Genomic DNA, 26,567 nt, shown 5'->3' with positions numbered 1-26,567 from the left:
CTAGAGTCTTGGAGTAGTTTGAAATGGCTAAGAAGAAAAAAAATAAATTATCGTCAATCTGGTTTTGGACTAAACACCTATCACTAGGTGTGTTACTCATTTGGGCTGCCTACTATTTTCTTTTTGGTGCCTCTAAAGATATGAACTTTAGGGAAACCACCAATGTTGCAGCGCAAGGCCTGTCGCAATTTTACGAAAGCTTTCGAAATAGCATGAGCAATCGTGATACCGATCGTGAAAAGTATGTTATCACACTCGGAAAGCCCACCTATCCGCTTGACGATGCGCTAGCACAAAGAGCGCTCGCAGTTAAACCATCTAACCCTAAATGGACCGGTGAAAAACAACCAAGACGCTTTGACACAGGCGATACTTTAAAAGATGTACTTACAAAGCAAGCCAAAGAAGAAGGTGTGGAACTGTTTTGGTATCTAGAGCGTGACTATGTGGTGAAGTATAACTTCCGTCTCGATACTGACTTTGTTTCTGCACTCTATCAGGTTGGAACGGCGATAAACGACGACTTTGAATTTCAAGTCTACACATTTTTCTGCCCGCGAGAGCGTGCTGCGGTTATCACCGAAAACCCACCAATCTATGTACGTGAAAACTGCCGTAAGCTAGCGGGTTAAGCAAGTACCCGCTGCCAAACTTGAGTGACTTGTTGTGCGTGTTGATCAAACGCTTCACGCCCAACAACCCTACCTAATTGGTTTAAGCTATTAAAATGATATTGATCTCTAAACAAACAATATGCAGAGATTAAGTGCTTCATTTCATCACTATCAATCACTTCAACTTCACCCGCTTGCTCTAAAATACGTATATTATCTGGATAAGTACAAAGTGCTGGATACTGACTGCTATATCGTAACACAATGTACTGACTGATAAATTCAATATCCGTCATGCCGCCAATTCCCTGCTTTAAGTCAAAGTGACTGTCACTATCTTGGTTAAGGTGGGCTCGCATTTTTTCACGCATATTGCGAACATCTTCCGCTAATTTAGGCACGTCTCGCTGCTGCATTAGTATTGCATGACGTATTTCCTCAAATCGTGCGGCCATTTTCGACTCACCTAACACCATACGAGCTCTCACTAGCGCCTGATGCTCCCATGTCCAAGCTTGCTCTAACTGGTATTGGTAAAAGCTTTCTAGATTGATAGCGAGTAAGCCCGAGTTTCCTTCAGGGCGAAGTCGAGTATCTAATTCGTAAAGCATGCCAGAGAGCGTTTTGGTATTGAACAAATGCATTAAACGCTGTGCCAGCTTCATATAAAACTGTCTTGAAGAGATAGCTTTATCACCCTGAGTTTGGCTTTCGCCGTCACGATTATGCACAAACACTAAGTCTAGATCTGAGTTGTAACCGAGCTCATATCCCCCAGCCTTGCCATACGCTATTACAGCAAAGCCTTTTTCTTCTATTGTTGCACCTTCAGGCGCACCAAAACGCGCCACCATATGCCCCCAAGCAATATCGACGGCTTTTGCGATAATCGCCTCAGCAAGCGCAGTTAGATGATCGCTCACCTTCATAATATCCAACACGCCAGTGGCGTCTGCAGCCGCGACTTTTAGCTGATGCGTTTGTTTAAATTGTCGCAGCGCTTCCATCTGTAGCTCAACATCTTGCTCATCTATACGTAAAAATGCTTGCTGGATCTCGTTTTTATAGGACGTTAATGGCAAAGGTTTGTAGAGAGTTTGTGGGTCGATAAGCTCATCAAGGAGGATCGGGTATTTCGCAATATGCTCAGCAATCCACGCGCTATGACAACAAAGCTTGATAAGTTGAGTCAACGCACCGTGATTTTCGTAAAGTAGCTCCAAATATGCAGTACGAGACGCTACTTGATTGATCACACTGAGCACGCGAGCAAGCGCCGGCTCCATGTTTTGTTTACTAAGCTCTCGTAGCAAGGCTGGCATTAACTTATCGAGAATATCGCGACCACGAGTGCCCGCCTGCTTTTTACTTAGCCCTTGTTTAAACTCCATCAAGTCAGTTTGCCAAGTCTCAAAACACGGTGCAGCTCGGCACTGGCCTAGCTGAGCAATTTCTCCCGTTTGCCACGCGTAAACCGCGCTATCGTCTTCATCTAATTCTTCTTCAGGCGGTTCACCAATGACTTGGCTAAACTCAGCCCGGATATGCTGCGTCACAACCTTTAGCATTTGCTCGACTTCGGCGTAATCGTTACATCGCAATAAGTGGCTCAGGCGCAGACAATCTAAGTTGTTGTCGGGTAAAGTTTGCGTTTGTTTGTCGTCAAATGCTTGTAGATATTGCTCAACTTTACGCAGCACTAAATAGTTCTCATACAGACGGTTTTTGACCTCGACAGGGACAATATCAAGCGTTTCAAGCTCTTCTAATGCCTGTAACAATGAAGGGGTTTGTAATGGCGTTTCGCGACCGCCGCGTATCAGTTGCAAAGCCTGCACAATAAACTCTACTTCTCGAATGCCACCAGCGCCCAGCTTTATGTTATTCGTTAAGCCTTTGCGTCTCACCTCTTGGGCAATCATGTTTTTCATCTTTCGCAGTGAATCTATCACAGAAAAGTCGATATAACGGCGATAGACGAACGGCCGAATTAGGTCGTAAAACTCTTGCCAATACGGCGACGGCTCACCAATTGGCCGCGCCTTTAACATCGCATAGCGCTCCCATTCTCGACCTTGATCTTGGTAATAATCTTCCATCGCGGCATAGCTCATTACCAAAGGACCACTATCCCCAAATGGTCTTAAACGCATATCGACTCTGAATACTTGGCCATCAATGGTAACTTGATTAAGCGCTGAAATAAGTTTTTGTGCCACTCTAGTGTAAAAAACTTGCGCCTCAATACTACGCCGGCCACCGGATGTGTCGACACTTCGTGGATAGGCAAAGATCAAATCGATATCGGAGGAAAAATTCAGCTCCTTACCACCAAGCTTTCCCATGCCTAATACCGTCATAGGTATCGAGTTACCAGCCTCATCTTTTGGTGAGCCTGATTGCGCTTCTACGCTTAAGTACGCCCATCGGTACGCATTTGAAATCAAGGTATCGGACAGCTGCGAAATATAGCGAATACTGTCATCAATCTCATTGCCTGCAACCAAATCCAGCCACATCACTTTAAGCCAATACTTTAAGCGATAGTGACGCAGCTGCTGCCAAGCTTGTTTTTCTTCAACCAATGGCGCGGAGAAGTCAAACACATCAGGACAGTCGCGCATTTGCATCTGCGATTCATCGAGCAGCCAAGCTCCCCACTCAGGAAATCGTGTAAGCGTACGCTCGGCAAAATCACTCAGCGCCAGTAACCGTGCCAGTTTGGGCTCCATCGGCGCATCACCATAAATCATTTGGTAACGCTCTTGAGCAAGCGTATTTAGCGCTGCTTGAACAAACAATTCCGACATAAAAAACTCCACGGTAGACTGGCTCTCTTTGTGAGCAGTGTTATAGTAACTCTATCTAAAACACAACCTTACACCGAGTATGAGTTATTTGTCTTTAAACAATATCAACTTTTTAGCGATTTTGATTTGCTTTGTCATTGTCTGCGGTTTAACTATTTTGCTGCGCTTAATGATCCAACGTAGCGCTAACAATCTACTGGATGACGAGCTAGCACAACGTGACAACTTTGCACTTGGGATCAGCTATGCCAGTCAAGTGACGATGCTGTGTATTTGTGTTGCATACTTATTCAATGACTTAGGCGTGGTGAGGGCGCAGGCACACCCTCTGCAAGTGGCCTTACATATAGGGTTGATCATTGCCTTTGTATACTTCGGCCAATGGATCCATCGCAAATGGATTCTGTATCAGTTTGACGAAGAAGAAGCGATTTTAAAGCAAAATATCTGCGCCGCGATGGTGGACTCCGGCATGTTACTCGGTAACACCATATTGGTGCTTGGTTTATATCATTGGGTGCACCCGAAAGGCTGGAGCGATCTATTAGTCGTAGCCCTCGGCTTTATGCTATTGCAGCTGCTTTATACGCTAGATAGTAAAATCAGAGAAAGTCGCTTTGCCAAGTTCAATCAAGGGGCTTCTTTACAGCAAAATTTTAATCTCAGAAACACTTCTATTGGTATTCGTTATGCAGGCAAATCCATCGGCCTCTCTTTAGCCATGTATGCGGGGCTGCACAGCGCTCCCTACCATGGAGCAAAAGTGGTAGAAAACTTGTTTTCGGTTGTCATGCATTGCGGTGTAATGTGGCTTTTTCTTTACATTGGTAGCTACGTATTGCTGCATTTATCCTTACCTAAGGTCAATATTGGTCTAGAGGTAGACCACCAAGATAACGTTGGCATCGCATGTTTGGAGTTTGCAGTTTTCTGCTCAATAGGCTATTTACTTATTAACTTGTTTTCGGTGTAACGCAATACTGCATGAATGCTTTAAGTGATGGACTTTTACTGGTAGATAGCAATTGGGATTTTAGCCAAGAACTCGTCGAGCATTTGCAGAATGTGCGCTCTAGCCAAGCCAGTAATATAATTATCGCAGGTGACAACACCAAACAAATGCTAAAGATGATGTTTAAAGAGCAAATAAAAGACTACTGTTATTGTGACTTTGACAATGAAATCAGCGTCTCTGAACTTGCTAGCTATTTGCACCGTCATCATAACGTTAATGCTGTGCTGCTCTATTCTCTGGACTATCATTTAGCCACCGAGGAGCAGCGCTTTATTTTTGATTCTCTTCACCCCCACCGGTTTTTAATAGAACAATCCCCACAAGGTTTTCAGATCACTAAACTGCACTCACAAGCATTAATCAATCACTTATCTTGTCATCCGGATACCGCTGGCCTCCCCGACCCTGACTTGATGCTTGCCAAGCTCACCGGGTTACTATGCGGTAAAGCTAAAGTGGCAGGATGATGTAGACTAACCGTGCGCGAGCGCTTACCATTGCCACAAAACAGCAACTGAATAATCGAATTATGCGTATTCCACATATTTATCAAGACTCGCCTTTGGCCATTGGTGTGCCAGTTACTTTGGATGATGACGCCGCAGGACACATAGGCCGAGTGCTTAGAATGACAACCAAAGATAAAGTCAGCCTGTTCAACGGACAAGGCGGCGAGTACCTATGTCAATTAAGTGAAGTTGGGAAAAAGAAAGTCGTTGCTGTACCTGAATCATTTGAAGACAAAAATGTAGAATCTCCACTTGCCATACATCTTGGGCAAGGGATTTCTCGCGGTGATAAAATGGACTTCACAATTCAAAAGTCGGTAGAGCTGGGAGTGAGCGAAATTACCCCTTTGTTTACCACACGCTGCGGCGTTAAATTAAGTGGTGAGCGTCTAGCAAAAAAACACCAGCAATGGCAAAAGATAGCAATTGCCGCGGCCGAGCAATCCGGACGTAATACCATCACTATTATTCACCCGCCGATGGAGTTGTCTGAGTGGCTGGCACAGCAAAGCGACGAGTTAAAAATCACACTACATCCTCGCGCCGAACATTCAATAAAAACACTGCCGTATAGTCAGTCTGGGATCCGCTTTTTAGTGGGGCCTGAAGGCGGCTTTACCGATGAAGAGCTCGATGCTACCGCTCAACAGCGGTTTGTTGATGTCCGTTTAGGCCCACGTGTACTTCGTACAGAAACCGCAGCTCTCACGGTACTGAGCGCACTACAGCTGCAATTTGGCGATTTAGCACTTTAAATACACAGAGCAACCCCCATATCATGGGTAAACTCAGCAAGCGCAATGGGAGCGTCTATGACGATTAAATTAGGGATCATTTCCGATCCAATCAGTGGCTTTAACATTAAAAAAGACACCGGGTTTGCCATGATGCTGGCGGCACAGCAGCGCGGCTATGAATTGTATTACATGGAAATGAATGACCTTTTCTTGTACCAAGGCGTTGCCAAAGCAACCGCGGCAAAAGCGCAGGTATTTGACGATACTTCCCATTGGTATGAACTAGCTGAGAAACAAGAAATCGATTTGGGCGACCTTGACGTTATTTTAATGCGTAAAGATCCGCCTTTTGACACTGAATATATTTACGCCACTTATATTCTTGAGCGCGCTGAACTTGCGGGTTCGCTTGTGGTAAATAAACCACAAAGTCTGCGCGACGCCAATGAAAAGCTCTTTACGGCGTGGTTTAGTGAGCATACTCCAGATACTTTGGTTACGCGTAATCAATCACAAATTCGCGAGTTTTTAGCTAAACATGGCGATATCATTCTCAAGCCTTTAGATGGGATGGGCGGCGCGTCTATTTTTAGAGTGAAACAAGATGATGTAAATATTGGCGTGATCTGCGAAACACTTACCGAGCATGGTTCTCGCTATGCGATGGCGCAAAACTATATTCCAGCCATTAAAGACGGTGATAAGCGCGTGTTAGTGGTAGATGGTGAAGTGATGCCGTACTGCTTGGCTCGCATTCCACAAGGCGGTGAAACTCGTGGTAATCTCGCGGCAGGCGGCCGTGGTGAAGCAAGACCTATTAGCGAATCGGACCGTAAAATTGCCGAAGCCATTGCCCCAACGTTAAAGGCAAAGGGCCTAATATTCGTTGGCCTAGATATCATTGGCGATAAGCTCACCGAAATCAACGTCACCGCACCAACTTGCGTAAAAGAAATTGAAGCGGCGTATGACATTTCAATTATGGATAAGTTTTATGATGCGATCGAGCGAAAACTCGACCATACTAAAAACTAACCATTAAGGGGGTCTGGTTATGAAATCACTCGCTAATCACTTTTTAGTGGCAATGCCCAGCATGGACGACCCTTTTTTCAATCATACGGTAACCTATCTTTGTGAACACAGCGAAGATGGCGCGATGGGGTTGGTGGTAAACCACCCTATCGATATCACCGTGGGCGAATTGCTTGATCAAATTGATATCGATAACGACAAATCTAGCCAAGCGGCTAAGGTAAATATCTACGCAGGTGGGCCTGTTCATACCGACAGAGGCTTTGTATTACATACGCCAAAGTTTGGTTACGCCTCAAGCCAAGAGCTTAGTTCCGAAATTATGATCACCACATCAAAAGATGTTTTAGCCTCTTTAACGTCATCACACTCTCCCGAAGGATTTATCATCACCTTGGGCTACGCCGGATGGGTAAGTGGTCAGCTAGAGAAAGAACTGAAAGAAAACACTTGGTTAGTCGTCGAGGCTGACCCCGAAATCATATTTAATACGCCACCCGAAAAGCGTTGGGAAAAAGCAGTGCAAATGCTTGGTTTCGACGTTGCACAATTAAGCTCGCAAGCGGGTCATGCGTAACTAGCCTGTCATTTTGAGCTTAGGTTAATAAACGAAGTATTCATGGAAATCAAAAAAGAAAAAGTGCCTAAAGGTAAACGTAGCATCATCGGTTTTGACTTTGGCACTAAAAGTATCGGCTTGGCTATCGGCCAAGAAATCACCGCAACCGCATCAAGCTTAGGTGCAGTTAAGGCAAACGATGGTATTCCAAATTGGGATGACATCGCGGTATTCATTAACGAGTGGCAACCTGATTTATTAGTGGTTGGCTTACCACTGAATATGGATGGTACCAATCAAGATTTAACATTCAGAGCAAAAAAGTTTGCTAACCGCTTGCATAACCACTTCCGGTTGCCGGTAGAAACACAAGATGAGCGCTTGACGACAGCTGACGCCAGAGCACGCTTATTTGAACAAGGTGGCTATAAGAATCTCGCAAAAGGTAAGGTAGACGGCATGTCCGCTTGTATCATTCTCGAAAGCTACTTTGAGGCAATGTGGGAATAGCCTGCCTAACTCTTGGGCCTGTTGAGCTTTATTTTCCACCAAGTGAATTGATATTCATACACGGCATAGTCGGTGTAGCAATAACACACTAAAAATATCAATCTAGCGCCGACCTTTAATATCAAAAATTCAGTACTGATATTAAAGGTACGGCTAACTGTCTGTAAAAGTCCATCATATTTAACGGACTCTCAACGCTTTCAATCACCAGCAGTAAGGCAACTCTTATTCCTCTAAACACTATGGTGAAGTCGCCATTTTTGTACAGCTAGCAGAGCAACTCTAGCCACGAGCAGGAGTATGAATGACTAGCGAAGCTCCTGTACGGGGTTTACGACTTGGTACTTCTTCAAACCAGGTATTAACCCTGCTTGCTGATACGCGCTAGTGATCCGGCCTTGCTCACGTAGTATTGCAAGGCCTTTTTGTAATGCAGCAAACGCTCGTTCACCTTCTGGGTGAAGCCGAGACACCGCAAAATGTCTGCTGTCGTTTAACAGCACGACTAGATGCTCATTAGCAATGAGCTCAACATCTTCCAAAACAAAGCGATTATCTAGCTTCGGCATAAGCGGCATCAACATAAAGTCGACCCAACCTTTGCTCACCATACGCGCTTGTGACATCCAATCTGGTTCAGCATGAAGCTGTTTAAGCGGAAGTGACTCCAAGGTTTGCCAGTCGGTCTGCCATTTAGGGTTGGATACCGAAGTTAGCTGGGTGAGCCCTTGCTCCTCTTTTAGCTGCTTTACTTTTTGATTATCTATCCCGTGATAAATACCAGCAAAATACTGACCTTTTTGAATAACCGGCTCACTGATAAAAAGCAGCCGACCTTTATTTTCAAGGTCTGCTTTCCAATAGCTATCAAAGTGAAGCAGTTGCTCTCCTTTTTCAAGCAAATTGGATTCACGAAAACTGACGAAACCTGGAGTAAAGATAAACGTTTTATCGAAGCCACCTTTTTGCAAGGCTTGCTGTGCTACCACCATATCGACAACATCGCGACGTAAATACTGACCACTAAAATCGGTGATTTTTGTGACGTCGCGTTCACCAACAAAACGTTGATAATCCGCGAGGACATCATCTCTAATAAAAACATTAAGTGCTTCGCTGGCATCAAGTACACCTGCAAAGCTCAGCACAAAAGCGAAGGATAGATAACTGCGTTTAGTTCTTCGAATCCAACCCATCTACCGTAACCCCTTGCAGGAAGCCCGCACCTTTTTGTTCATTATTTTGCAGCTTGATCATCAGGCGCAGATCGTTTGGCGAGTCAGCATGATGCAGGGCATCGGCATAGTTGATCCGCTGCTGCTTATAAAGCTCAAACAATGCTTGATCAAAGGTTTGCATGCCCATGTCTTTCGATTTTGCCATTGCCTCTTTAATTGAGCCAATATCGCCTTTTTTAATAAGCTCGGCAACGAGTGGGGAGTTAAGTAGTACTTCAATGGCGGCTTCTCGGCCTTCGCCCTTTGAAGAAGGCACAAGTTGTTGCGCCACAATAGCACGTAAGTTCAGCGCCAAATCGTACTTCAGTTTATCGTGCTTTTCTTTAGGGACTAAGTGCATGATACGGTCAATGGCCTGATTGGCATTATTGGCGTGCAAGGTTGCAACGCATAAATGCCCCGTTTCAGCAAAGCTCAGTGCATACTCCATGGTTTCTTGCGAGCGAATTTCACCAATTAAAATAACATCTGGCGCTTGGCGTAATGAGCTTTTTAAGGCAGATTCAAAACTGTCAGTATCAATGCCCACCTCACGCTGAGTAATGATGCTTTTTTGGTGTTGATGCACAAATTCGATGGGATCTTCAATGGTCAAAATGTGGCCACGTTGGTTACGATTACGATAACCGAGCAGTGCTGCAAGCGAAGTTGACTTACCCGTGCCCGTACCACCTACAAATAACACCAAGCCACGTTTGGACATGATCACATCGGTCAGTACCGACGGCAAACCTAGCTCATTGACATCAGGAATAGCAGTAACGATACGGCGGATAACCATGCCCGCACAATCCCGTTGCCAAAATGCTGAAACACGAAAACGCCCGATATCGTTAGCAATCGCAAAGTTGCACTCTTTAGTGTTAAAGAATTCTTGCTTTTGCTTGTCGCTCATAATCGAGGTAACAAGATTCAGTGACTGCTCGGCATCTAAGCTTTCTTCACTTAATGCTCTAAGTTCGCCATCAATTTTGGCGCTCACCGCAAGCCCTGCCGAGACGAATAAGTCGGATGCTTGCTGATTTGCCATCGTTTGCAAAAACGGTTCTATATTCATCGCTACACCACTACTTAATAGCCGCTATTAAACTGATTTTTGTCATGCGCTTTTGCACGCGCATCTTGCTGTGTGATCAAACCACGGTTTAATAAATTTGTAAGGCATTGATCCATGGTCTGCATACCGTGCATTGCACCGGTTTGAATTGCAGAATACATCTGTGCAATCTTGTCTTCACGAATAAGGTTACGAATAGCAGGGATCCCGAGCATGATTTCATGCGCTGCTATGCGCCCGCCGCCAACTTTTTTCACCAACGTTTGTGAAATCACCGCTTGTAGCGACTCTGACAGCATAGAACGCACCATGTCTTTTTCTTCACCTGGGAACACATCCACAATACGGTCGATGGTTTTTGGTGCTGAGGTAGTATGCAAAGTACCAAATACTAAGTGGCCTGTTTCCGCGGCAGTTAGCGCTAAACGAATGGTCTCAAGATCACGTAATTCACCAACTAAAATAACGTCAGGGTCTTCACGGAGTGCACTTCTCAGCGCCGCGTTAAAGCTGTGTGTGTCTCTATGTACTTCACGTTGGTTAATAAGGCTTTGCTTGTTGTCGTGAACAAATTCTATCGGGTCTTCGATGGTTAGAATATGGTGATGTTTGTTGTTATTAATATAATCCACCATCGCAGCCAGCGTGGTTGATTTACCAGAACCTGTCGGGCCGGTTACCAATACTAAGCCACGTGGGTTGTCGGAAATTTTGGTAAAAATGTCTGGTGCCCCCAAATCATCTAAGCTCAGCACTTGATTTGGAATGGTACGGAACACCGCAGCAGGACCACGATTTGAATTAAAGGCGTTAACACGAAAACGCGCCAGATTTGGCACTTCGAACGAGAAATCTACCTCAAGGTTTTGCTCATAGTCACGACGTTGATTATCATTCATAATATCGTAGATGAGGCTGCTGACGTCTTTTGCTTCTAACGGCGGGATATTCACCCGACGTACGTCCCCGTCAACACGTATCATAGGGGAAACACCCGAAGAAAGGTGTAGGTCAGATGCTTTGTGTTGAACACTAAAAGCCAATAATTCTGTAATATCCATTTATAACTCCACAATGAGCACTAGTACTATATGGTTACAATAGCAGAACGCTTAGATAACGCCTACGGCAGGATAGAAAAAGCCAAACAAAACTGTCAATTCAGCGAAACAGTACAATTACTCGCGGTTTCTAAAACCAAACCTATCGCCGATATTGAGGCTGCAATTGCGGCAGGTCAAACCCAATTCGGTGAATCTTACGTACAAGAAGCGGTTGATAAAGTTGCCTATTTTAAACAAAACAAAGCGCTTGAATGGCACTTTATTGGTCCAATCCAGTCCAATAAATCAAGATTAGTCGCCGAAAACTTCCATTGGGTACAAAGCGTGGATAGAGAGAAAATCGCACGCAGGCTAAATGAGCAAAGACCAACAAACTTGAAGCCACTCAAGGTGCTATTGCAGGTCAATATTAGCGGTGATGACAACAAATCAGGTTGTCATCCCAATGAGGTTGATACGCTCGCGCAGTTTATTAATGACTGTCGTCAATTGGAGCTTCGTGGCTTGATGACTATCACTGAGCAAACCGATGATAAACAAAAGCAATTACAATATTTCCAGCAAATGCGCGCTTGCTTTGATAGACTAAAGGACCAATATCAACAGCTAGATACCTTATCGATGGGAATGAGTGGCGATTTAGACACTGCGATTGCAGCAGGTTCCACTATGGTTCGCATTGGTACTGATATTTTTGGCAAACGACAGTGAGGTGAATAACACAATGTCAAACAAGACAATTGCATTTATTGGAACGGGAAATATGAGCTATGCCATTATCGGTGGCATGATCAAAAGTGGCTTTGACGCGCAGTCTATTATTGCCACCAACCGCAATGCAGAGAAACTTGCCAAAGTCGCAGAGCAATTATCGGTAAAAACAACACAAGATAATCTAGAAGCAGTCGCCGCGGCTGACGTCATTGTCTTGTCTGTAAAACCACAGATGATGGCCGAGCTGTGTCAGACCTTTCAAGATGCAGATATTGATATTAGCAATAAACTGTTTATCTCTGTCGCCGCCGGAATTACCGTTGCACGACTGAGAGAAATGCTCGGCCAACCGGTAAAAATGGTGCGCTGTATGCCTAACACGCCATCGTTGCTTGGACGCGGTGTGTCTGGCTTGTATGGCGTCGACATCAGCGATGAAGAAAAAGACTATGTTGAGCAAGTATTTTCATCCACAGGTATTGCCCTGTGGCTTGATGAAGAGTCGAAAATCAACGACGTTATTGCGGTAACAGGTTCGTCTCCAGCGTATTTCTTCTTATTTATGGAAGCCATTGAAGAAAAGGCTAAAGCCCTAGGTTTTAGTCCTGAGGAAGCCAGAAAGCTTGTGCAACAAACTGCGCTAGGCGCGGCTGAAATGGCATTATCGCAACCTGAAATTAGCATTGCTCAGCTACGCGCTAACGTCACCTCTAAAGGTGGCACAACCCACGCAGCCGTTGAGCATTTAAAAGCACAGCAATTACCAAAAACCGTAGCGGACGCGATGGATGCATGTATCGCGCGCGCTGAAGCAATGGAAAAAGAAATCTAAAGGTGACCAATGAATGCCATGCAATTTTTAGTCGGGATCGTATTTGATCTATTTTTAATGGTCGTATTACTACGATTCTGGTTGCAGCTTGTCAAAGCGGACTTTTATAACCCGCTAAGCCAAGCGGTTGTTAAAGCAACCTCTTTTGCCGTGAACCCACTGAGAAAAATCATTCCGGGCGTGGGCGGTTTAGATCTTGCCTCTTTGGTGCTGGCATTCATTATTGGTTTTGCCAAAATGGCGACGCTGATGGCGTTATTCGGTGGTTACTTTGACGCTTTAGGCGCGCTGATTGGTGGCGCTATTACGGTAGTAAAAGAAGCATTTAGTCTGGTGTTCTGGATCCTTATTATTCGTGCCATTTTAAGTTGGGTAGCGCAAGGCTACAATCCAGTTGCCGCCGTGTTCGAGCAATTAACAGAGCCGATGCTAAGACCTATTCGTAAAGTGATCCCACCGCTAGGCGGACTGGACTTATCTATTTTAGTCCTAATTATCGGCATGCAATTTTTGCAGATCCTAATGATGGATTTACTGAGATAGGAGCATCCCAATGAAACCATTTATTATTGTGTTAATGATGCTGCTTGCACCAGGCGTATTCGCTCAAGATGAACAAGGCGGCCAATTTAAAGACTTAGGTCCTTGGGAAGTGCATTATATCGCCTTCCCGTCTACCTTTGTTCAGCCCACAATTGCAAAAGCGTATGGCTTAATTCGTAGTGGTAACAAAGCGATTGTGAATATCTCGGTCTTGGCCGACAAGCCAGGAAAACCAGCAGTTAAGGCACGCGTTGCAGGTAGCGCCAAAAACTTACTTGGTAAAACCGTACAGCTAGAGTTTAAAGAAGTCGTAGAAGGTGAGGCAATATACTATCTTGCCCAATTAGATTACGACGATGAAGATATTTTTCGTTTCGACATTGAGATCAGTGAAGGTAAGCAAAGCCGCAAACTCACGTTCTCACAAAAGTTTTATGTAGAGTAGAGAAAATATGTCAAATAAAGTGGTACTTGCCACGGGCAACCAAGGTAAAGTCAAAGAGCTTAGCGCGATGCTAAATCAGTATGACATTGAGGTATTACCGCAAAGTGATTTCAACGTGCCAGAGGTTGCAGAGACCGGCACGACCTTTGTGGAAAACGCCATTATCAAGGCTCGTCATGCTGCTAAGATTTCTGGCTTGCCTGCCATTGCCGATGACTCAGGCCTTGAGGTAGACGCGTTAAACGGCGCACCTGGAGTATATTCAGCGCGTTATGCTGGCGCAAACGCCGACGACCAAAAAAATATTGATCACTTACTCGCAGCGCTTGGTGAACAAACTGAGCGCAGCGCCCGTTTTTGGTGTGTTTTAGTTTATATGCGCCACGCTGACGACCCAACGCCGATTATTTGTCAGGCGAGTTGGGAAGGTGAAATCACCACAACACAACAAGGCCGAGAAGGGTTTGGTTACGACCCAATCTTTAAGGTACAAGGTTTAGACTGCACATCAGCAGAGCTAACCAAGGAAGAAAAAAACGCAATCAGCCACAGAGGACAGGCACTTAAACAACTCGTCAGTCACTTTCAAGGCCTCGCGTGAAACTACCTCCATTAAGTCTTTATGTGCACGTACCTTGGTGCGTGCAAAAGTGCCCTTACTGTGATTTCAACAGCCATGGTAAAAAGGGCGATATTCCAGAAACGGAATATATTCAACATTTGCTCCACGATATCAAAGCCGATCTTCACTATGTTCAGGGCCGTAAACTCAGTAGTATTTTTATTGGCGGTGGCACCCCTAGCCTGCTTTCAGGTGAAGCGTACCGCTATTTACTCAGTGAAATTGAGGCGCTAATTGGTTTTGAGGATGACATTGAAGTCACTTTAGAAGCAAATCCAGGTACAGTTGAGACAGATCGTTTTAAGCATTATGTCGCGGCTGGCATCAATCGTATTTCGATAGGCGTGCAAAGCTTACAACAGGAAAAGCTTACTCAACTTGGTCGTATTCATGGCGAACAAGAAGCGCTCAATGCCGCACAAGAAGCCCATCAAGCAGGGTTAAATAGCTTTAATCTTGATTTGATGCATGGCCTTCCCAATCAATCGGTTAGCGATGCCTTAAGTGATTTAGAAAAAGCCATTGCGATGGCACCGCCACACCTTTCTTGGTATCAATTAACCATTGAGCCAAATACGCAGTTTGCCTCTAAGCCTCCGGTTTTACCTGAGGATGAAACACTGTGGGACATCCAAGAACAAGGTCAGGCATTACTTGCGGAGCACGGCTACCAGCAATATGAGATCTCAGGCTATGCCAAAGCGGGATTTCAATGTCGACATAACTTGAATTATTGGCAATTTGGCGATTATCTTGGGATCGGCTGTGGTGCACATGGCAAAATCACTTTGCCTGAGCAGCAACAGATCTTAAGAACCGTAAAGGTAAAACACCCTCGCGGCTATATGGATCTGAGTAAACCCTATTTGTATGAGCAGTGGCATGTTGCAAGCGATGACAGACCATTTGAGTTTTTTATGAATGTGTTCCGTTTAAAAACTGCCGCATCAAAACAACAGTTTATTGACTACACTGGTCTTGAACTTAGCGCTATTGCAACGCAAATTGCTGAGGCCGTAGATAAGGGTTTGATTGAGGAAACCAACGATTCATGGCTAGTTACAAATAAAGGCCACCGATATCTCAACGATCTGCTAGAGTTATTTGTTTAATATAGAAATTATGCGGGTGGCATTCACTGCAACCAGCATGAAAACCGCCATTCGGCAACATATAATAAAAGGGTATAAAATGCGTAAATTAACCATTTTAGCAGCAGCGGTAAGCGTCGCGCTTTTTGCTGGCTGTCAACAAACCACACACTCTCCAGCACCTGCTCCAAAAGCTGAACAACAAGTCGTAAAAAGTGAAGTAGAAAAGGCGAACGCACTTTTTGAAGCGTCGTTTACCCGTGGCGTAATGCGTAGCCCAGTTTACCAAACTTATATGGGTATCAAACAAGACTACGACAAGTGGGATGACGGCAGCGAAGCGCGCCAACTTGAAGATCTTGAACTGACGAAACAAGACTTAGCTGCGCTTAATGCAATTGATCGAAATAAGCTAGATGCCAATACGCAAGTGAGCTACGACTTATTCAAGCAAGGTCTTGAAAACACCATTGCAGATTTTAAATGGCGTTATCACTCATATCCGGTAAATCAGATGTATGGTACGCACTCAATGGTGCCTGCATTTTTAATCAACCAGCACCAAATTACCGATGTCAAAGATGCCAAAGCGTATATTTCACGTTTAAACGGCGTACCGGCTGTATTTGATCAGCTCATCGTTGACTTAAAAGCGCGTGCGGATAAAGGTATTATTGCACCAAAATTCGTTTTCCCTCACGTCATTGAATCAAGTGAAAATATCATTAAAGGTGCGCCATTTGCTGCGGGTGACGACTCAACGTTACTGGCTGACTTCAAACGCAAAGTAGCAACACTTGAAGTCAGTGAAGACGAGAAATCAGCGCTGGTAAAAGAAGCAACAGATGCGCTAACAACAGCAGTAAAGCCTGCTTATAACAAGTTGATTGGTTACCTACATAAACTTGAGAAAAAAGCAGACAAACGTGACGGTGCGTGGAAATTCCCTAACGGCGAAAAATTTTATAATAACGCCCTAGCACGTACGACAACCACAGCGTTAAGCGCTGAAGAAATTCACGAAATCGGTTTATCTGAAGTGGCGCGTATTCATGACGAAATGCGAGCAATCAAAGAGAAAGTGGGCTTCAAAGGCGATTTAAAAGCCTTTATGGAGTTCATGAAAACCGACAAACAGTTTTACCTTCCAAATACAGAAGCTGGTAAGGCACAATATTTAGCCGAAGCCAAAGCGATGATCGATAATATGAAGTCACGCTTGGATGAGCTGTTTATCGTTAAGCCAAAAGCGGACATGATAGTAAAACGCGTAGAGGCATTCCGCGAAAAATCTGCAGGTAAAGCTTTCTACCAGCAACCCGCGCCTGACGGCTCACGTCCTGGTGTTTACTATGCAAACCTTTACGACATGGAAGCGATGCCAACTTACCAAATGGAAGCCTTGGCTTATCACGAAGGTATTCCGGGTCACCACATGCAGATCGCGATTGCTCAAGAGCTAGAAGATATGCCTAAATTCCGTAAGTTTGGTGGCTACACTGCATACATCGAAGGCTGGGGCTTATATTCTGAACTTGTACCAAAAGAAATGGGTTTATACGAAGACCCCTATTCAGACTTTGGTCGCTTAGCGATGGAATTATGGCGTGCATGCCGCTTAGTTGTAGATACAGGGATCCACGCAATGAAGTGGACACGTCAAGAAGGTATTGATTACTACGTAAACAACACACCAAATGCTAAGTCAGACGCAGTGAAGATGGTAGAGCGCCATATTGTTATGCCTTCACAAGCCACTGCGTACAAAGTGGGGATGTTGAAGATCCTAGAACTTCGTGAAGCCGCTAAGAAAGAACTAGGCGATAAGTTTGATATTCGTGAGTTCCACGACGTCGTACTGAAAAATGGCCCAGTTCCACTAAACGTGCTTGAATCATTTGTTGATGAGTGGGTCGCGAGCAAAAAAGACTAACTCCTACTGCCAATGAACCGAATAAAAGCCAGCATGATCAGTCATGCTGGCTTTTTTTACTTTATTTACCTTACATAAGCTGTATTCAGATAAGCAAATCGGTATAAGAAATAACGACCGCTAGAGCGCGAGTTGTTATTCCATGCTGAGATTACTTAACCTGAGGTTTGGATAAGGAATGAGCTAACTAATTGCTTTTAAACTCACATTAAATTATTTCCTTATCTAGCCAGAGAGTTTTGGGGATAACCAGACGAATTTATGCACCAATAGCTAGCTATTGGAAGTGAATTCAACGCAGTTAGCACAAAAACTGGCTGCTAGAAAGGCGTTAATTATCCAAAGCTCAGGTTACTTACTCTTCTATAAAATTAAACTCTGTTCCAGTTAAAATAATATGCAAGCAGGCACCGCCATGCGCAGGGCTTTGCATTTTGATTTCGCCCTTCAACTTCTGTGTTACTAAGTTATATACAATACTCAAGCCAAGTCCTGTCCCCCCCGAAAAACGCTTTGAAGTAACGAAAGGCTCAAATATAGCAGGCAATAGCTCTTTATCTATACCGGCACCATCATCTTTAAAATAAAAATGGATATAGTCATTAATTAACACGGTAGATACCACAATATTGAGCTTTTGCCCGTCAATCTTGGCGTGCTTGATGCAGTTGTTAATACTGTACCCAACAACTTGGCTAAACACCGACGGGTAGCTTATTAAAGTTAAGTTTTCGGGGATTTCGAGTTCAATGGCATAGTCTTCTTGGTTTAATTCTGATTGGTAGCAATCAAAGACATTTTTAACTAAATGCTTAAGGTTGAACGTACTCTTTTCTTCAAACTCTCGATTCACTGCCACTAGCTTAAAATCATCTACTAACGAGGCTGTACGGTGGAGGTTGTTTTCTAATAAATATAGCGCGGCTTCTGCCTCGGTAATTAGTGTCGTCAAGGTTTGCCGCTGTAACTTACCAAGTTCAAGTTGTGATTTTAGTGTCGCGACTTGCTCTTTTAAATGCGATTGACTGGTAATAGCAACACCAAGCGGCGTATTAAGCTCATGAGCAAAGCCACTCACCATATTTCCTAAACTCGCCATTTTGGCTTCTTCGATTAAGCGTTGCTGCGCTGCGCTTAGGCGCGCAAGCAAGGTTTCAATAAATGCTAATAGGTCATCGAGTTGATGAGCAATTTGTGCAATCTCATCGTTACCGTCAATATTCACCCTTAAGCTAAAGTCTTCAAGCTTAGCAACTTTTACGAGTACTTTATTGATAGCCAGTATATGCCGTGTGACTTTGCTATTTTGATAATTCAGTAAGATAAGCACAGCAATATTCATCAGTACAATTAAAATGAGGCCATATAAAATGATACTTTCTTTACGTTCTTGCGTAACGGCTTGGGTACGGATTGATACCAGTTCAAACTGGCTTCTTAATTTTTGCTTCTCGGTGAATAGCTCCGCACGTACGCCTTCACCATCGTGCAAACCTAGCTTTCGCAAAATAGCAACATAGCTTGCAAAGCCCGCTTCATAACGTTTAAGCAAGTTGCTTATCTCTTCACTAAGCGCACTGTCTTTGATTAGTTGCTCAGCATGCATGACAAGTTGTTCATGCTGCTGTAAATAACTTAAGTCAGCTCTTAACAAAAAGTCTTTTTCTCGACGCCTTAATTCCAATATGGCAATTTCCAACTGAGGCATAGCCTTACCAGAAATTCGATCCTGCAAGGCATGGGCGCTACGTCTGAACTCACCATAAATACCTGCATTTTCGTCATAGCCGAGTTGCTCATGCAAACGGATGAGTTCATCTAGTTTACCAAAGTAGGCTTTTGACAGTTCATCGAGTTGTAATAGCAAAGGCAGCAAGGCCTCTTCATTGGCCATAGAGTTAAGCAAGCTACTAAAGCTATCCTGATAGCTGTACTTTAATTGTGGGATAGCAGAAACATCATCTTTTTGTGCTCGAATAAGAATATGCTCTTCTTGATCCATGGTTCGTTGTAGAGCGGTTTGCAGCTGAGTAAGTTGTGCGGTAAGGCGGGCACTACGACTCACTTCGTAATACAAAAACCAGCTGACAAAAATGATCACAATCGCAGAAGTCAACGCGGCAATTTTGAAAAATAGAACTGACTGCTTTAGCTGCACGGCACATTCTCACTTAATTGATACTCTGTAAGCTTAGTATAGTTCTATTGGGTTTCCTGATTTGTTTCCAAAACCTCACTTTCTTTTTGTTGTCGTTGCGACAGGTTTTTATCGTAATACATGTTGTGATCAGCGCGAGCCATGAGTTCCGAAACACTATCTTGATTTGCTGAAGGAAAAGCATAACCAACGCTCACCGTCGTTTGAATAGTGTGTCTATCAACTTGTAGCGGTTGCTTTTCAACCTGCTCCTTAATATTTTTTATAATTGAGTTAACCAAAGCGTCCTCTGAAACTCTGTGCAAAATAATAACAAACTCGTCCCCCCCCAATCGCGCGATAAAATCATACACACGCACTGAGTTCATCAAAATTGACGAGACATGGAGTAACAGCTTATCTCCCACTTCATGACCAAACTTATCGTTTACTTGTTTAAAATTATTTAGATCGAGGTTAAGCAGCACAAATGACGGTTGCTCTGAACGACCAAGTAACGTATTGAGTTGTCTAATCGCATAGCGACGGTTGGGCAACTTAGTTAAATCATCTTGCAACGAGGCGGTATGTGCTAAGTGATACGATCGATAGAGCACTAATAACGAGAGAAACAATATTGAGGCAACAGCAGTAACCAAAATCTGAGCTTGTTGCCTTGCTTTTGCATAAGTGCTCTCGTCTATTTGATAATCAGCCACAAGCTGCCACTCACCAGATGGTAAGTTGATTGGGATGACTAAATCTGGTGTTTCAAACAAGGTAGCAGAGCCATAAAAGGCATCCCCCTGTTCACCGAGTCCATCTCGACCTCGAATCGCTAAAGTGGCACTGTCCAATTCGTTAATGCCACTGTATTCAAGCAGCTTCTGATAATCTAGAACCACACTAATCGCGCCCCAGTAGTTTTCATTCCTCGGATAATCCGAAAACACAGGAAACCTCGCTATCAACGCTTCACCGCCTTGCACTAGCTGTAATGGACCGGCGATAAATACCTTTTGAGAGGTTCTTGCAATTTCAACAGTGCGAAATTGTTCAGGGTTAGTGCGAAAATCGAAACCGATAGCCGCTCGGTTCCCTTCAACTGGATAGACATGACTAATGATATTATTTGGTGCGAGACCGACATGGCGAATCAGCGTCGACTTTTCAACGGCTTTAGCAACCACATGAGACCAATGCTCAATTGCAAAGTCAGGATCAATTGTAACAAAGGTCGCTAAACTCTCAGCCAGATAGGTGTCCATAAATATGGCGTTTTCAATTTTAGCGCGGACAAGTGAAATGTTAGACCTTACCGTTTCGGTTCTTTCGCTTACTTCCTGAACCACAATAGAGTGAGAAATAAGCTTTACCGCGTAGAAAGTCAAACTCCAGAACACGATGGTAAACAACGATAACAGCACTATGGTTTGCTTTTCTACAGTTACCTTCATCGCCTCTCTTGCCTAATAAAATTTAGCAGCTTAAATCTACAATAAACCAATTTAATTACAAAAGCATAGGCAATTTACCGAAAACCGCCAGTTTTGTGGGGAAGTAACTGTCTGTTTAGAAGAATGGGTTGAATCGTGGAGACAGCTTGATTTGTAGCGGCGAATAGCACCAGTGATGTGGCGCTTAAATTAATTCGTCGAGATAAGACCAATTCGTTCGTCGAGATAAATCTCGACCTACAATTCGAGGCATAAAAAAACCCAACCAATTGGTTAGGGTTATAAAAAGTGGTACCAGTGGGCGGACTCTTAACCTGTATTAGCGCCACCCGCGTGGCGTCCAAGTCCGATATCATAATTTCAAAGCATAAATTTGAGGCATAAAAAAACCCCTGCTAAAAAGCAAGGGTTATAAAAAGTGGTACCAGTGGGCGGACTTGAACCGCCACGCCCGAAGGCAACGGATTTTGAATCCGTCATGTCTACCAATTCCATCACACTGGCATAATTTTTCTTTCATCTTCTAAAACAAGAGAAAATAAAGAAAAACCACTTTGAGCTCAGGCTTTTTTTATTTGCCTTCGTCTCTATGCTTTGCATTATACAAAGGCGATTAAGAACGGCAAGTAATTTTTTTGCAATAAGGCGTTAACTGCTTGTTATTTGCACACAAGCAGTTAAATATTGCTCTAAATTCAACTTTATTCATGTCAAAGCTATAAAGACAGGGCATTACTAATCCATTAGTTAATGTAATTCAGTAAACGTTTTATCGGTTTATGTGTAAAATACCCCGCAACCTTGTAATTATGAGAGTTGTTATGTCACATTTTGCTCCAGCGAATTTCAGCCGTCGCTTGGCTTCACTTATATACGACAGCTTAGTGGTCGTCGCGTTCGCAATGCTGACTACCGTGTTATTTTTACTAACTATCAATGCCTTAATTTCATTTAACGTGCTCACGCTTGGTAATCATGAAGACGTATCGGCGCTGATCCAAGCGGATCCCATTTTATATACACTTAGAGCCACTTTATTAGTGTTGGTTTCAGTGCTGTTTTTTGCCTATTTTTGGACTAAGAGCGGTCAAACTATCGGCATGCGCGCATGGCGCCTAAAAGTGCAAAACCCCGACGGAACACTGTTAACTTGGCCAAAAGCAATCGCTCGTAGCCTATGCGCACTACTTGGGCTGGGTAATCTGATAGTGTTGTTAGACTTTAAAAAGAAAAGATCGCTCCAGGATATGCTGTGTGGCACTGAAGTGGTAGTACTCAGCAAAGAGGAAAATAAAAAGGTTTATAACAGCTTAGATTAATCTAAGCTTCAAATAGCAGCCTATTCCATTAGCCATGTCCATAAAAAATATAGGCCTCAACATGAGGCCTATTTCTTTATTTAATTCAAAACGTTAATTTTGTTTCTTCAGCAGATGGATAGCCAATCCAATAAATAACAAGCTTGGCATTAACGCGCCAACCACCGGTGGAACTTGATATACCATCACAATAGGGCCAAAAATTTCATTACTCAGGTGGAAGGCTAAGCCTGTTACCACGCCCATAATAATCCGCGCGCCCATACTCACCGTCCTCAGTGGCCCGAAGATAAATGACAAAGCCACTAGTAGCATAACCCCAATCGTCAGCGGCTGCATCACTTTACGCCACAGCGCGAGTTCATAGCTACTTGAATCTTGCTCATTTTGCTTTAGATAAGCGAGAAATGACCATAACCCCGTAAAAGACAAAGCATCAGGCTCTACCGACACGACACCCAATCTGTCTTCGCTTAATTCAGACTCGTAGAGCATTGATTTTGAATAATGCGTTGTAATTTGCTGTTGATCGATATGTACTTCTTCCACGTCTTGCAATTGCCAGCCGTTAGACATACTTTGCGCCGACTGAGCACGTACTATTTTTGCCAGTGTTAGTGAATCATCGAAATAATAAATCGCGATATCTTTAAGCTTACCGTTTTTTTCAACATTACCAATGTTAATAAAATTGCCGCCATCTTTCGCCCAAACACCACGCTGAGCGCTGTAGACTTCACCGCCATAAATTGCTTCGTTTTTTAACCGTTTTGCGGTTTGCTCCGCTTTTGGTGCGCCCCACTCCCCAAGCGCCATCATCAGTAGTGCAAGCACCACTGCCGTTTTCATCACCGACATAATAATTTGAAAACGCGACCACCCAGCCGCTTGCATCACAATTAGTTCACTGCTTGAGGCAAGTGCACCAAGCCCAATCAGGCCACCTATCAGCGCAGCCATCGGGAAAAATACCACGATATCGCTTGGCATGCTGTAAATGGTATAGAGCATGGCACCGAGTAAATCATAGCTGCCACGACCAACCGAGCGCAGTTGCTCAATAAACTTAATAAGCGTATTGATCCCAACAAAAACTAATAGCGCGAAACCTGTGGTTTGTAAGATGCTACGCCCTAAATACCAATCTAGCGTCTTCATCATACCGTCGTCTCCCGTTTCATAAATACCGAGCGAACCCACACACCAAAAGGTCTTCCTTTAGCAATTAAATAAACGCCAATAAAGAGCACACTTAAGTGGATCCACCAGAGACCGACTGAGGCTGGTACTTTTTCTTCAGCTAACAAAAACTTGCCTGCATTGAGTAAAATGAAATAACCCAAATACAGGGTAATTGCTGGCACGAGCTTAGCGAACTTGCCTTGTCTTGGGTTAACCACACTCAGAGGCACAGCCAATAGAGTGAGTAACAAAATGGAAATAGGCACCGACAATCGCAACTGAAATTGCGCTTTTGCTTCTGGCGTATCCATTTCAAGTAACTGTAAGCTTGGAATAGCCTCTAATTTACGGCGCTGGTGTTCAATTTCTTGTTCTTTAATTTGCACTTGATAAGTACCAAATTCAGTGCGATTAAGTGCTTGGCTGAAGCCATCAGTCTCGTAACGCTTACCTTCATGAAGGAGTAGTTGCTGCTCACCACTATCAAGCTCAATCACTTCACCTTTTTGCGCATACACTAAACGAGCGGCTTGATTTGAGTCCTTCTCGGGCAATTGCGCGACAAACACTTTGTCTAATTCGCGGCCTTGTTCGCTAATGCCGTGAACAAATACCACCGCTTTTTCATTGCCCGTTTGCTGAAATCTACCGGCTCTGAGAGTAGAAAGCCCCGACTCCGCATCGGCTTGCTCTCTTAATTGGTACTCTTTTTCGCTCGCCCAAGGTGCAATATACATACTCACACAAGCGGCCAGTAATGCAAAAAACACACTAGAGACTAAAGTCACCCTAACCACATACCACTCACTGACCCCGCAAGCGCGCAGTACCGTCATTTCACTGTCGGCGTAGATGCGACTATAGGCTAAAATGATCCCTAGAAAGAGACTAAGCGGTAAAATATATCCGGCCAACTGTGGCAGTTTCAACGCAAGCATAGCAAGTACTAACTTACCCGGTATACTCCCTTCAGACGCTGAGCTCAGAATGAGTACAAACTTTTGTGACAAAAATATTGTCATTAAGGTGAGAAAAACCGCAACCTGAGATTTTAGTACTTCACCCGTTAAATAGCGGAAAATAAGCAATGTTCGTCCCTATAAAACGTCTTGTTTCACTGGAATAGTGGGAAAAATTGAGTAAACTGATTATTTTAGTCACTTTATTATATGTCAATGCGCCGGAATATCCTACCTAAGGTTAAAGCATATTCATGACTTTAATGTAGGAAAGTGTGCTGGCATAAAAAGTTCAAAATGACATGACAAAGACTCAGGAGTCGCAATGGAATTCAGCGTTAAAAGTGGTAGTCCAGAGAAACAGCGTAGCGCATGTATTGTTGTAGGTGTATACGAGCCACGCCGTCTCTCACCAATTGGTGAACAGCTGGATAAAATAAGCGAAGGCTATATCTCAAATTTACTCAGACGTGGTGATCTTGAAGGCAAACCAGGACAAGTTCTACTTCTTCATCATGTACCAAATGTACTCAGCGAACGCGTTTTGTTGGTGGGTTGTGGTAAGGAAAGAGAGCTCGACGATAAACAATACAAACAAATCATCTCTAAGACCATCAATACGTTAAATGAAACGGGCTCAATGGAAGCGGTATGTTTTCTGACCGAGCAACATGTTAAGGGCCGTGATACTTACTGGAAAGTTCGCCAAGCGGTCGAAACCACGCAAGATTGCCTGTATACCTTTAATCAACTAAAAAGCAAAAAGAGTGAGGCTAGACGCCCGCTACGTAAAATCGTCTTTAACGTACCAACGCGTCGTGAATTAACAATCGGTGAAAGCGCGATTGAGCACGGTCTTGCTATCGCAGCAGGTAGTAAGCTGTGTAAAGACGTTGCTAATATGCCGCCAAACATCTGCAACCCTCGTTATTTGGGCGAGCAAGCACAACAGTTGGTTGAAGACTTTGATAACGTTACCGTTAACCTTGTTGGCGAACAAGAAATGGAAGAGCTGGGTATGCACTCATATCTAGCGGTTGGCCGTGGCAGTCGCAACGAATCAGTGATGTCAGTTATCCACTATAACGGTGGTGACGAAGGCCAAGCACCAATCGTGTTTGTGGGTAAAGGCTTAACATTTGACTCAGGTGGTATTTCTATCAAACCTGGCGAAGCGATGGATGAAATGAAATACGACATGGGCGGAGCCGCGGGCGTGCTTGGCTTAATGCGAGCTGTCGTACAAATGCAACTGCCACTTAACGTGATTGGCGTTTTAGCTGGCTGCGAAAATATGCCTGGAGGCGATGCTTACCGTCCGGGCGATATTTTAACCACTATGTCGGGCCAGACCGTTGAAGTACTCAATACAGATGCCGAAGGCCGCTTAGTACTGTGCGATGCACTAACTTACGTTGAAGCATTCGAGCCTGAAACCGTTGTTGATGTTGCGACTTTAACGGGGGCATGTATTGTTGCGCTTGGTAGCCATGCAACAGGTTTATTATCGAACCATAACCCGCTTGCCCATGATTTGCTAAAAGCGTCAGAGCAAAGCGGCGACAGAGCGTGGCAACTACCGCTTTGGGATGATTATCAAGAACAACTTGAGAGCCCATTTGCAGACTTTACGAACTTAGGTGGTCGCGCAGCTGGCACAATTACAGCCGCGTGTTTCTTGTCTAAATTTACTAAAAAGTACAACTGGGCGCATTTAGACATCGCAGGTACAGCATGGCGCAGCGGCAAGAACAAAGGCGCTACAGGTCGTCCTGTGCCTATGCTGATGCAATACTTACTTAACCGCGCCAATATCACGGACGCGCAGCAAGACTAATAGTCTAGTCGCGATACTTAACAAGCATAAGTCGCGACATAAAGTCGCTGCTACAAAAGGCTAATCCAAACCGTAGCAGCGGGTTTACCCCGCGACATGATGTAGCAGCGGGTTTATCCCGCGACATGTAGCAGCAGGTTTATCCCGCGACATGATGTAGCAGCGGGTTTACCCCGCGACATGTAGCAGCGGGTTTATCCCGCGACATGTAGCAACGGATTTACCCCGCGACATGATGTAGCAGCGGGTTTACCCCGCGACTATATCCCGCGCCAAATTAAGCCTACAAAGCAACTAAACCATCTCAGCAAGCACTTCTCACCACTTGCCATATTTTATTCTTCTTCG

At 44.2% G+C, this 26,567-nt stretch carries 24 protein-coding genes and 1 tRNA gene; 16 read left to right on the top strand and 9 right to left on the bottom strand.

Annotation, left to right across the window (positions count from 1 at the left end):
• The first annotated feature begins 23 nt into the window (after positions 1-23).
• Positions 24-632 (top strand): TcpQ domain-containing protein, encoded by a 609-nt coding sequence (locus MHN32_RS09705; protein WP_017217000.1) that lies wholly within the window; start codon positions 24-26, stop codon positions 630-632.
• On the opposite strand, the gene glnE is transcribed toward MHN32_RS09705, so the two are convergent.
• Positions 629-3,424, bottom strand: coding sequence for a bifunctional [glutamate--ammonia ligase]-adenylyl-L-tyrosine phosphorylase/[glutamate--ammonia-ligase] adenylyltransferase (gene glnE / locus MHN32_RS09700; RefSeq protein WP_239421614.1), 2,796 nt, complete (start codon positions 3,422-3,424; stop codon positions 629-631). The genes MHN32_RS09705 and glnE overlap by 4 nt on opposite strands.
• 79 nt (positions 3,425-3,503) lie before the next feature.
• Here glnE and MHN32_RS09695 point away from each other — a divergent pair, with 79 nt between their 5' ends.
• From MHN32_RS09695 to ruvX, 6 genes are all read left to right on the top strand, one after another.
• The gene (locus MHN32_RS09695) at positions 3,504-4,397 is read left to right on the top strand and encodes a hypothetical protein (protein WP_029215930.1); all 894 of its coding nucleotides are present in this window, start codon (positions 3,504-3,506) and stop codon (positions 4,395-4,397) included.
• Between the two features lie 11 nt (positions 4,398-4,408).
• On the top strand, positions 4,409-4,906 hold the full coding sequence (locus MHN32_RS09690) for a hypothetical protein (RefSeq protein ID WP_239421613.1): 498 nt from the start codon (positions 4,409-4,411) through the stop codon (positions 4,904-4,906).
• Positions 4,907-4,968: 62 nt separating this feature from the next.
• Positions 4,969-5,703 (top strand): 16S rRNA (uracil(1498)-N(3))-methyltransferase, encoded by a 735-nt coding sequence (gene rsmE / locus MHN32_RS09685; protein ID WP_239421612.1) that lies wholly within the window; start codon positions 4,969-4,971, stop codon positions 5,701-5,703.
• 57 nt (positions 5,704-5,760) lie between these two features.
• Positions 5,761-6,720 (top strand): glutathione synthase, encoded by a 960-nt coding sequence (gshB, locus tag MHN32_RS09680; protein ID WP_174170323.1) that lies wholly within the window; start codon positions 5,761-5,763, stop codon positions 6,718-6,720.
• A 19-nt stretch (positions 6,721-6,739) separates the two neighbouring features.
• Complete coding sequence (locus MHN32_RS09675; RefSeq protein WP_010607710.1) at positions 6,740-7,297, top strand: YqgE/AlgH family protein; 558 nt, start codon at positions 6,740-6,742, stop codon at positions 7,295-7,297.
• Positions 7,298-7,339: 42 nt separating this feature from the next.
• On the top strand, positions 7,340-7,789 hold the full coding sequence (gene ruvX / locus MHN32_RS09670; RefSeq protein WP_102056175.1) for a Holliday junction resolvase RuvX: 450 nt from the start codon (positions 7,340-7,342) through the stop codon (positions 7,787-7,789).
• Positions 7,790-8,097: 308 nt separating this feature from the next.
• Here the strand turns inward: ruvX and MHN32_RS09665 are convergent, their stop codons facing one another.
• The 3 genes from MHN32_RS09665 to MHN32_RS09655 are packed head-to-tail and all read right to left on the bottom strand — an operon-like array spanning position 8,098 to position 11,145.
• Positions 8,098-8,985: a hypothetical protein gene (locus MHN32_RS09665; RefSeq protein WP_239421611.1), complete on the bottom strand. Its 888-nt coding sequence runs from the start codon at positions 8,983-8,985 to the stop codon at positions 8,098-8,100.
• Positions 8,963-10,084, bottom strand: a complete 1,122-nt coding sequence (locus MHN32_RS09660) for a PilT/PilU family type 4a pilus ATPase (protein WP_010607713.1) — start codon at positions 10,082-10,084, stop codon at positions 8,963-8,965. Before MHN32_RS09660 ends, MHN32_RS09665 begins: the two co-directional genes overlap by 23 nt.
• A 14-nt stretch (positions 10,085-10,098) precedes the next feature.
• Complete coding sequence (locus MHN32_RS09655; protein ID WP_010379026.1) at positions 10,099-11,145, bottom strand: type IV pilus twitching motility protein PilT; 1,047 nt, start codon at positions 11,143-11,145, stop codon at positions 10,099-10,101.
• A 30-nt stretch (positions 11,146-11,175) separates the two neighbouring features.
• Between MHN32_RS09655 and MHN32_RS09650 the strand changes: the two genes are divergently transcribed.
• The 7 genes from MHN32_RS09650 to MHN32_RS09620 all read left to right on the top strand — a co-directional run bounded on the left by MHN32_RS09650 (position 11,176) and on the right by MHN32_RS09620 (position 17,328).
• Positions 11,176-11,859 carry a YggS family pyridoxal phosphate-dependent enzyme gene (locus MHN32_RS09650; protein WP_010607714.1) on the top strand — a complete coding sequence of 228 codons (684 nt, stop codon included), beginning with the start codon at positions 11,176-11,178 and terminating at the stop codon, positions 11,857-11,859.
• 13 nt (positions 11,860-11,872) lie between these two features.
• A complete protein-coding gene (gene proC / locus MHN32_RS09645) occupies positions 11,873-12,694 on the top strand; it encodes a pyrroline-5-carboxylate reductase (protein ID WP_010607715.1) in 822 nt (273 codons plus the stop codon).
• 9 nt (positions 12,695-12,703) lie between these two features.
• A complete protein-coding gene (locus tag MHN32_RS09640) occupies positions 12,704-13,237 on the top strand; it encodes a YggT family protein (RefSeq protein WP_010379021.1) in 534 nt (177 codons plus the stop codon).
• A gap of 10 nt (positions 13,238-13,247) precedes the next feature.
• The gene (locus tag MHN32_RS09635) at positions 13,248-13,682 is read left to right on the top strand and encodes a DUF4426 domain-containing protein (protein WP_010607717.1); all 435 of its coding nucleotides are present in this window, start codon (positions 13,248-13,250) and stop codon (positions 13,680-13,682) included.
• A 7-nt stretch (positions 13,683-13,689) separates the two neighbouring features.
• A complete protein-coding gene (locus MHN32_RS09630; RefSeq protein ID WP_099030595.1) occupies positions 13,690-14,283 on the top strand; it encodes an XTP/dITP diphosphatase in 594 nt (197 codons plus the stop codon).
• On the top strand, positions 14,280-15,416 hold the full coding sequence (gene hemW, locus MHN32_RS09625) for a radical SAM family heme chaperone HemW (protein WP_039494444.1): 1,137 nt from the start codon (positions 14,280-14,282) through the stop codon (positions 15,414-15,416). The genes MHN32_RS09630 and hemW overlap by 4 nt, the downstream gene beginning before the upstream one ends.
• A gap of 79 nt (positions 15,417-15,495) precedes the next feature.
• Entirely contained in the window at positions 15,496-17,328 is a 1,833-nt protein-coding gene (locus tag MHN32_RS09620) for a DUF885 domain-containing protein (protein ID WP_239421610.1), read from the top strand.
• Positions 17,329-17,683: 355 nt separating this feature from the next.
• Here MHN32_RS09620 and MHN32_RS09615 read toward each other — a convergent pair whose 3' ends face one another.
• From MHN32_RS09615 to MHN32_RS09605, 3 genes are all read right to left on the bottom strand, one after another.
• Entirely contained in the window at positions 17,684-19,486 is a 1,803-nt protein-coding gene (locus MHN32_RS09615) for a HAMP domain-containing sensor histidine kinase (RefSeq protein WP_239421609.1), read from the bottom strand.
• Between the two features lie 44 nt (positions 19,487-19,530).
• Positions 19,531-20,922 carry a diguanylate cyclase gene (locus MHN32_RS09610; RefSeq protein WP_239421608.1) on the bottom strand — a complete coding sequence of 464 codons (1,392 nt, stop codon included), beginning with the start codon at positions 20,920-20,922 and terminating at the stop codon, positions 19,531-19,533.
• Positions 20,923-21,341: 419 nt separating this feature from the next.
• Positions 21,342-21,426: transfer RNA gene (locus MHN32_RS09605), tRNA-Leu, on the bottom strand.
• Positions 21,427-21,743: 317 nt separating this feature from the next.
• Here MHN32_RS09605 and MHN32_RS09600 point away from each other — a divergent pair.
• A complete protein-coding gene (locus MHN32_RS09600) occupies positions 21,744-22,241 on the top strand; it encodes an RDD family protein (RefSeq protein WP_239421607.1) in 498 nt (165 codons plus the stop codon).
• Between the two features lie 93 nt (positions 22,242-22,334).
• On the opposite strand, the gene lptG is transcribed toward MHN32_RS09600, so the two are convergent.
• Positions 22,335-23,402: an LPS export ABC transporter permease LptG gene (gene lptG / locus MHN32_RS09595; RefSeq protein ID WP_102056162.1), complete on the bottom strand. Its 1,068-nt coding sequence runs from the start codon at positions 23,400-23,402 to the stop codon at positions 22,335-22,337.
• The gene (gene lptF, locus MHN32_RS09590) at positions 23,399-24,511 is read right to left on the bottom strand and encodes an LPS export ABC transporter permease LptF (RefSeq protein ID WP_102056161.1); all 1,113 of its coding nucleotides are present in this window, start codon (positions 24,509-24,511) and stop codon (positions 23,399-23,401) included. The genes lptG and lptF overlap by 4 nt, the downstream gene beginning before the upstream one ends.
• A gap of 196 nt (positions 24,512-24,707) precedes the next feature.
• Between lptF and pepA the strand changes: the two genes are divergently transcribed.
• On the top strand, positions 24,708-26,219 hold the full coding sequence (gene pepA / locus MHN32_RS09585; RefSeq protein ID WP_010605633.1) for a leucyl aminopeptidase: 1,512 nt from the start codon (positions 24,708-24,710) through the stop codon (positions 26,217-26,219).
• The last annotated feature ends 348 nt before the right edge of the window (positions 26,220-26,567 follow it).

It is taken from the genome of Pseudoalteromonas sp. Of11M-6 (genome assembly GCF_022347905.1).
Lineage (GTDB): Bacteria > Pseudomonadota > Gammaproteobacteria > Enterobacterales > Alteromonadaceae > Pseudoalteromonas.
The sequence above is the reverse complement of the archived record's forward strand: the minus strand, read 5'-3'. Positions and strand labels throughout refer to the sequence as shown.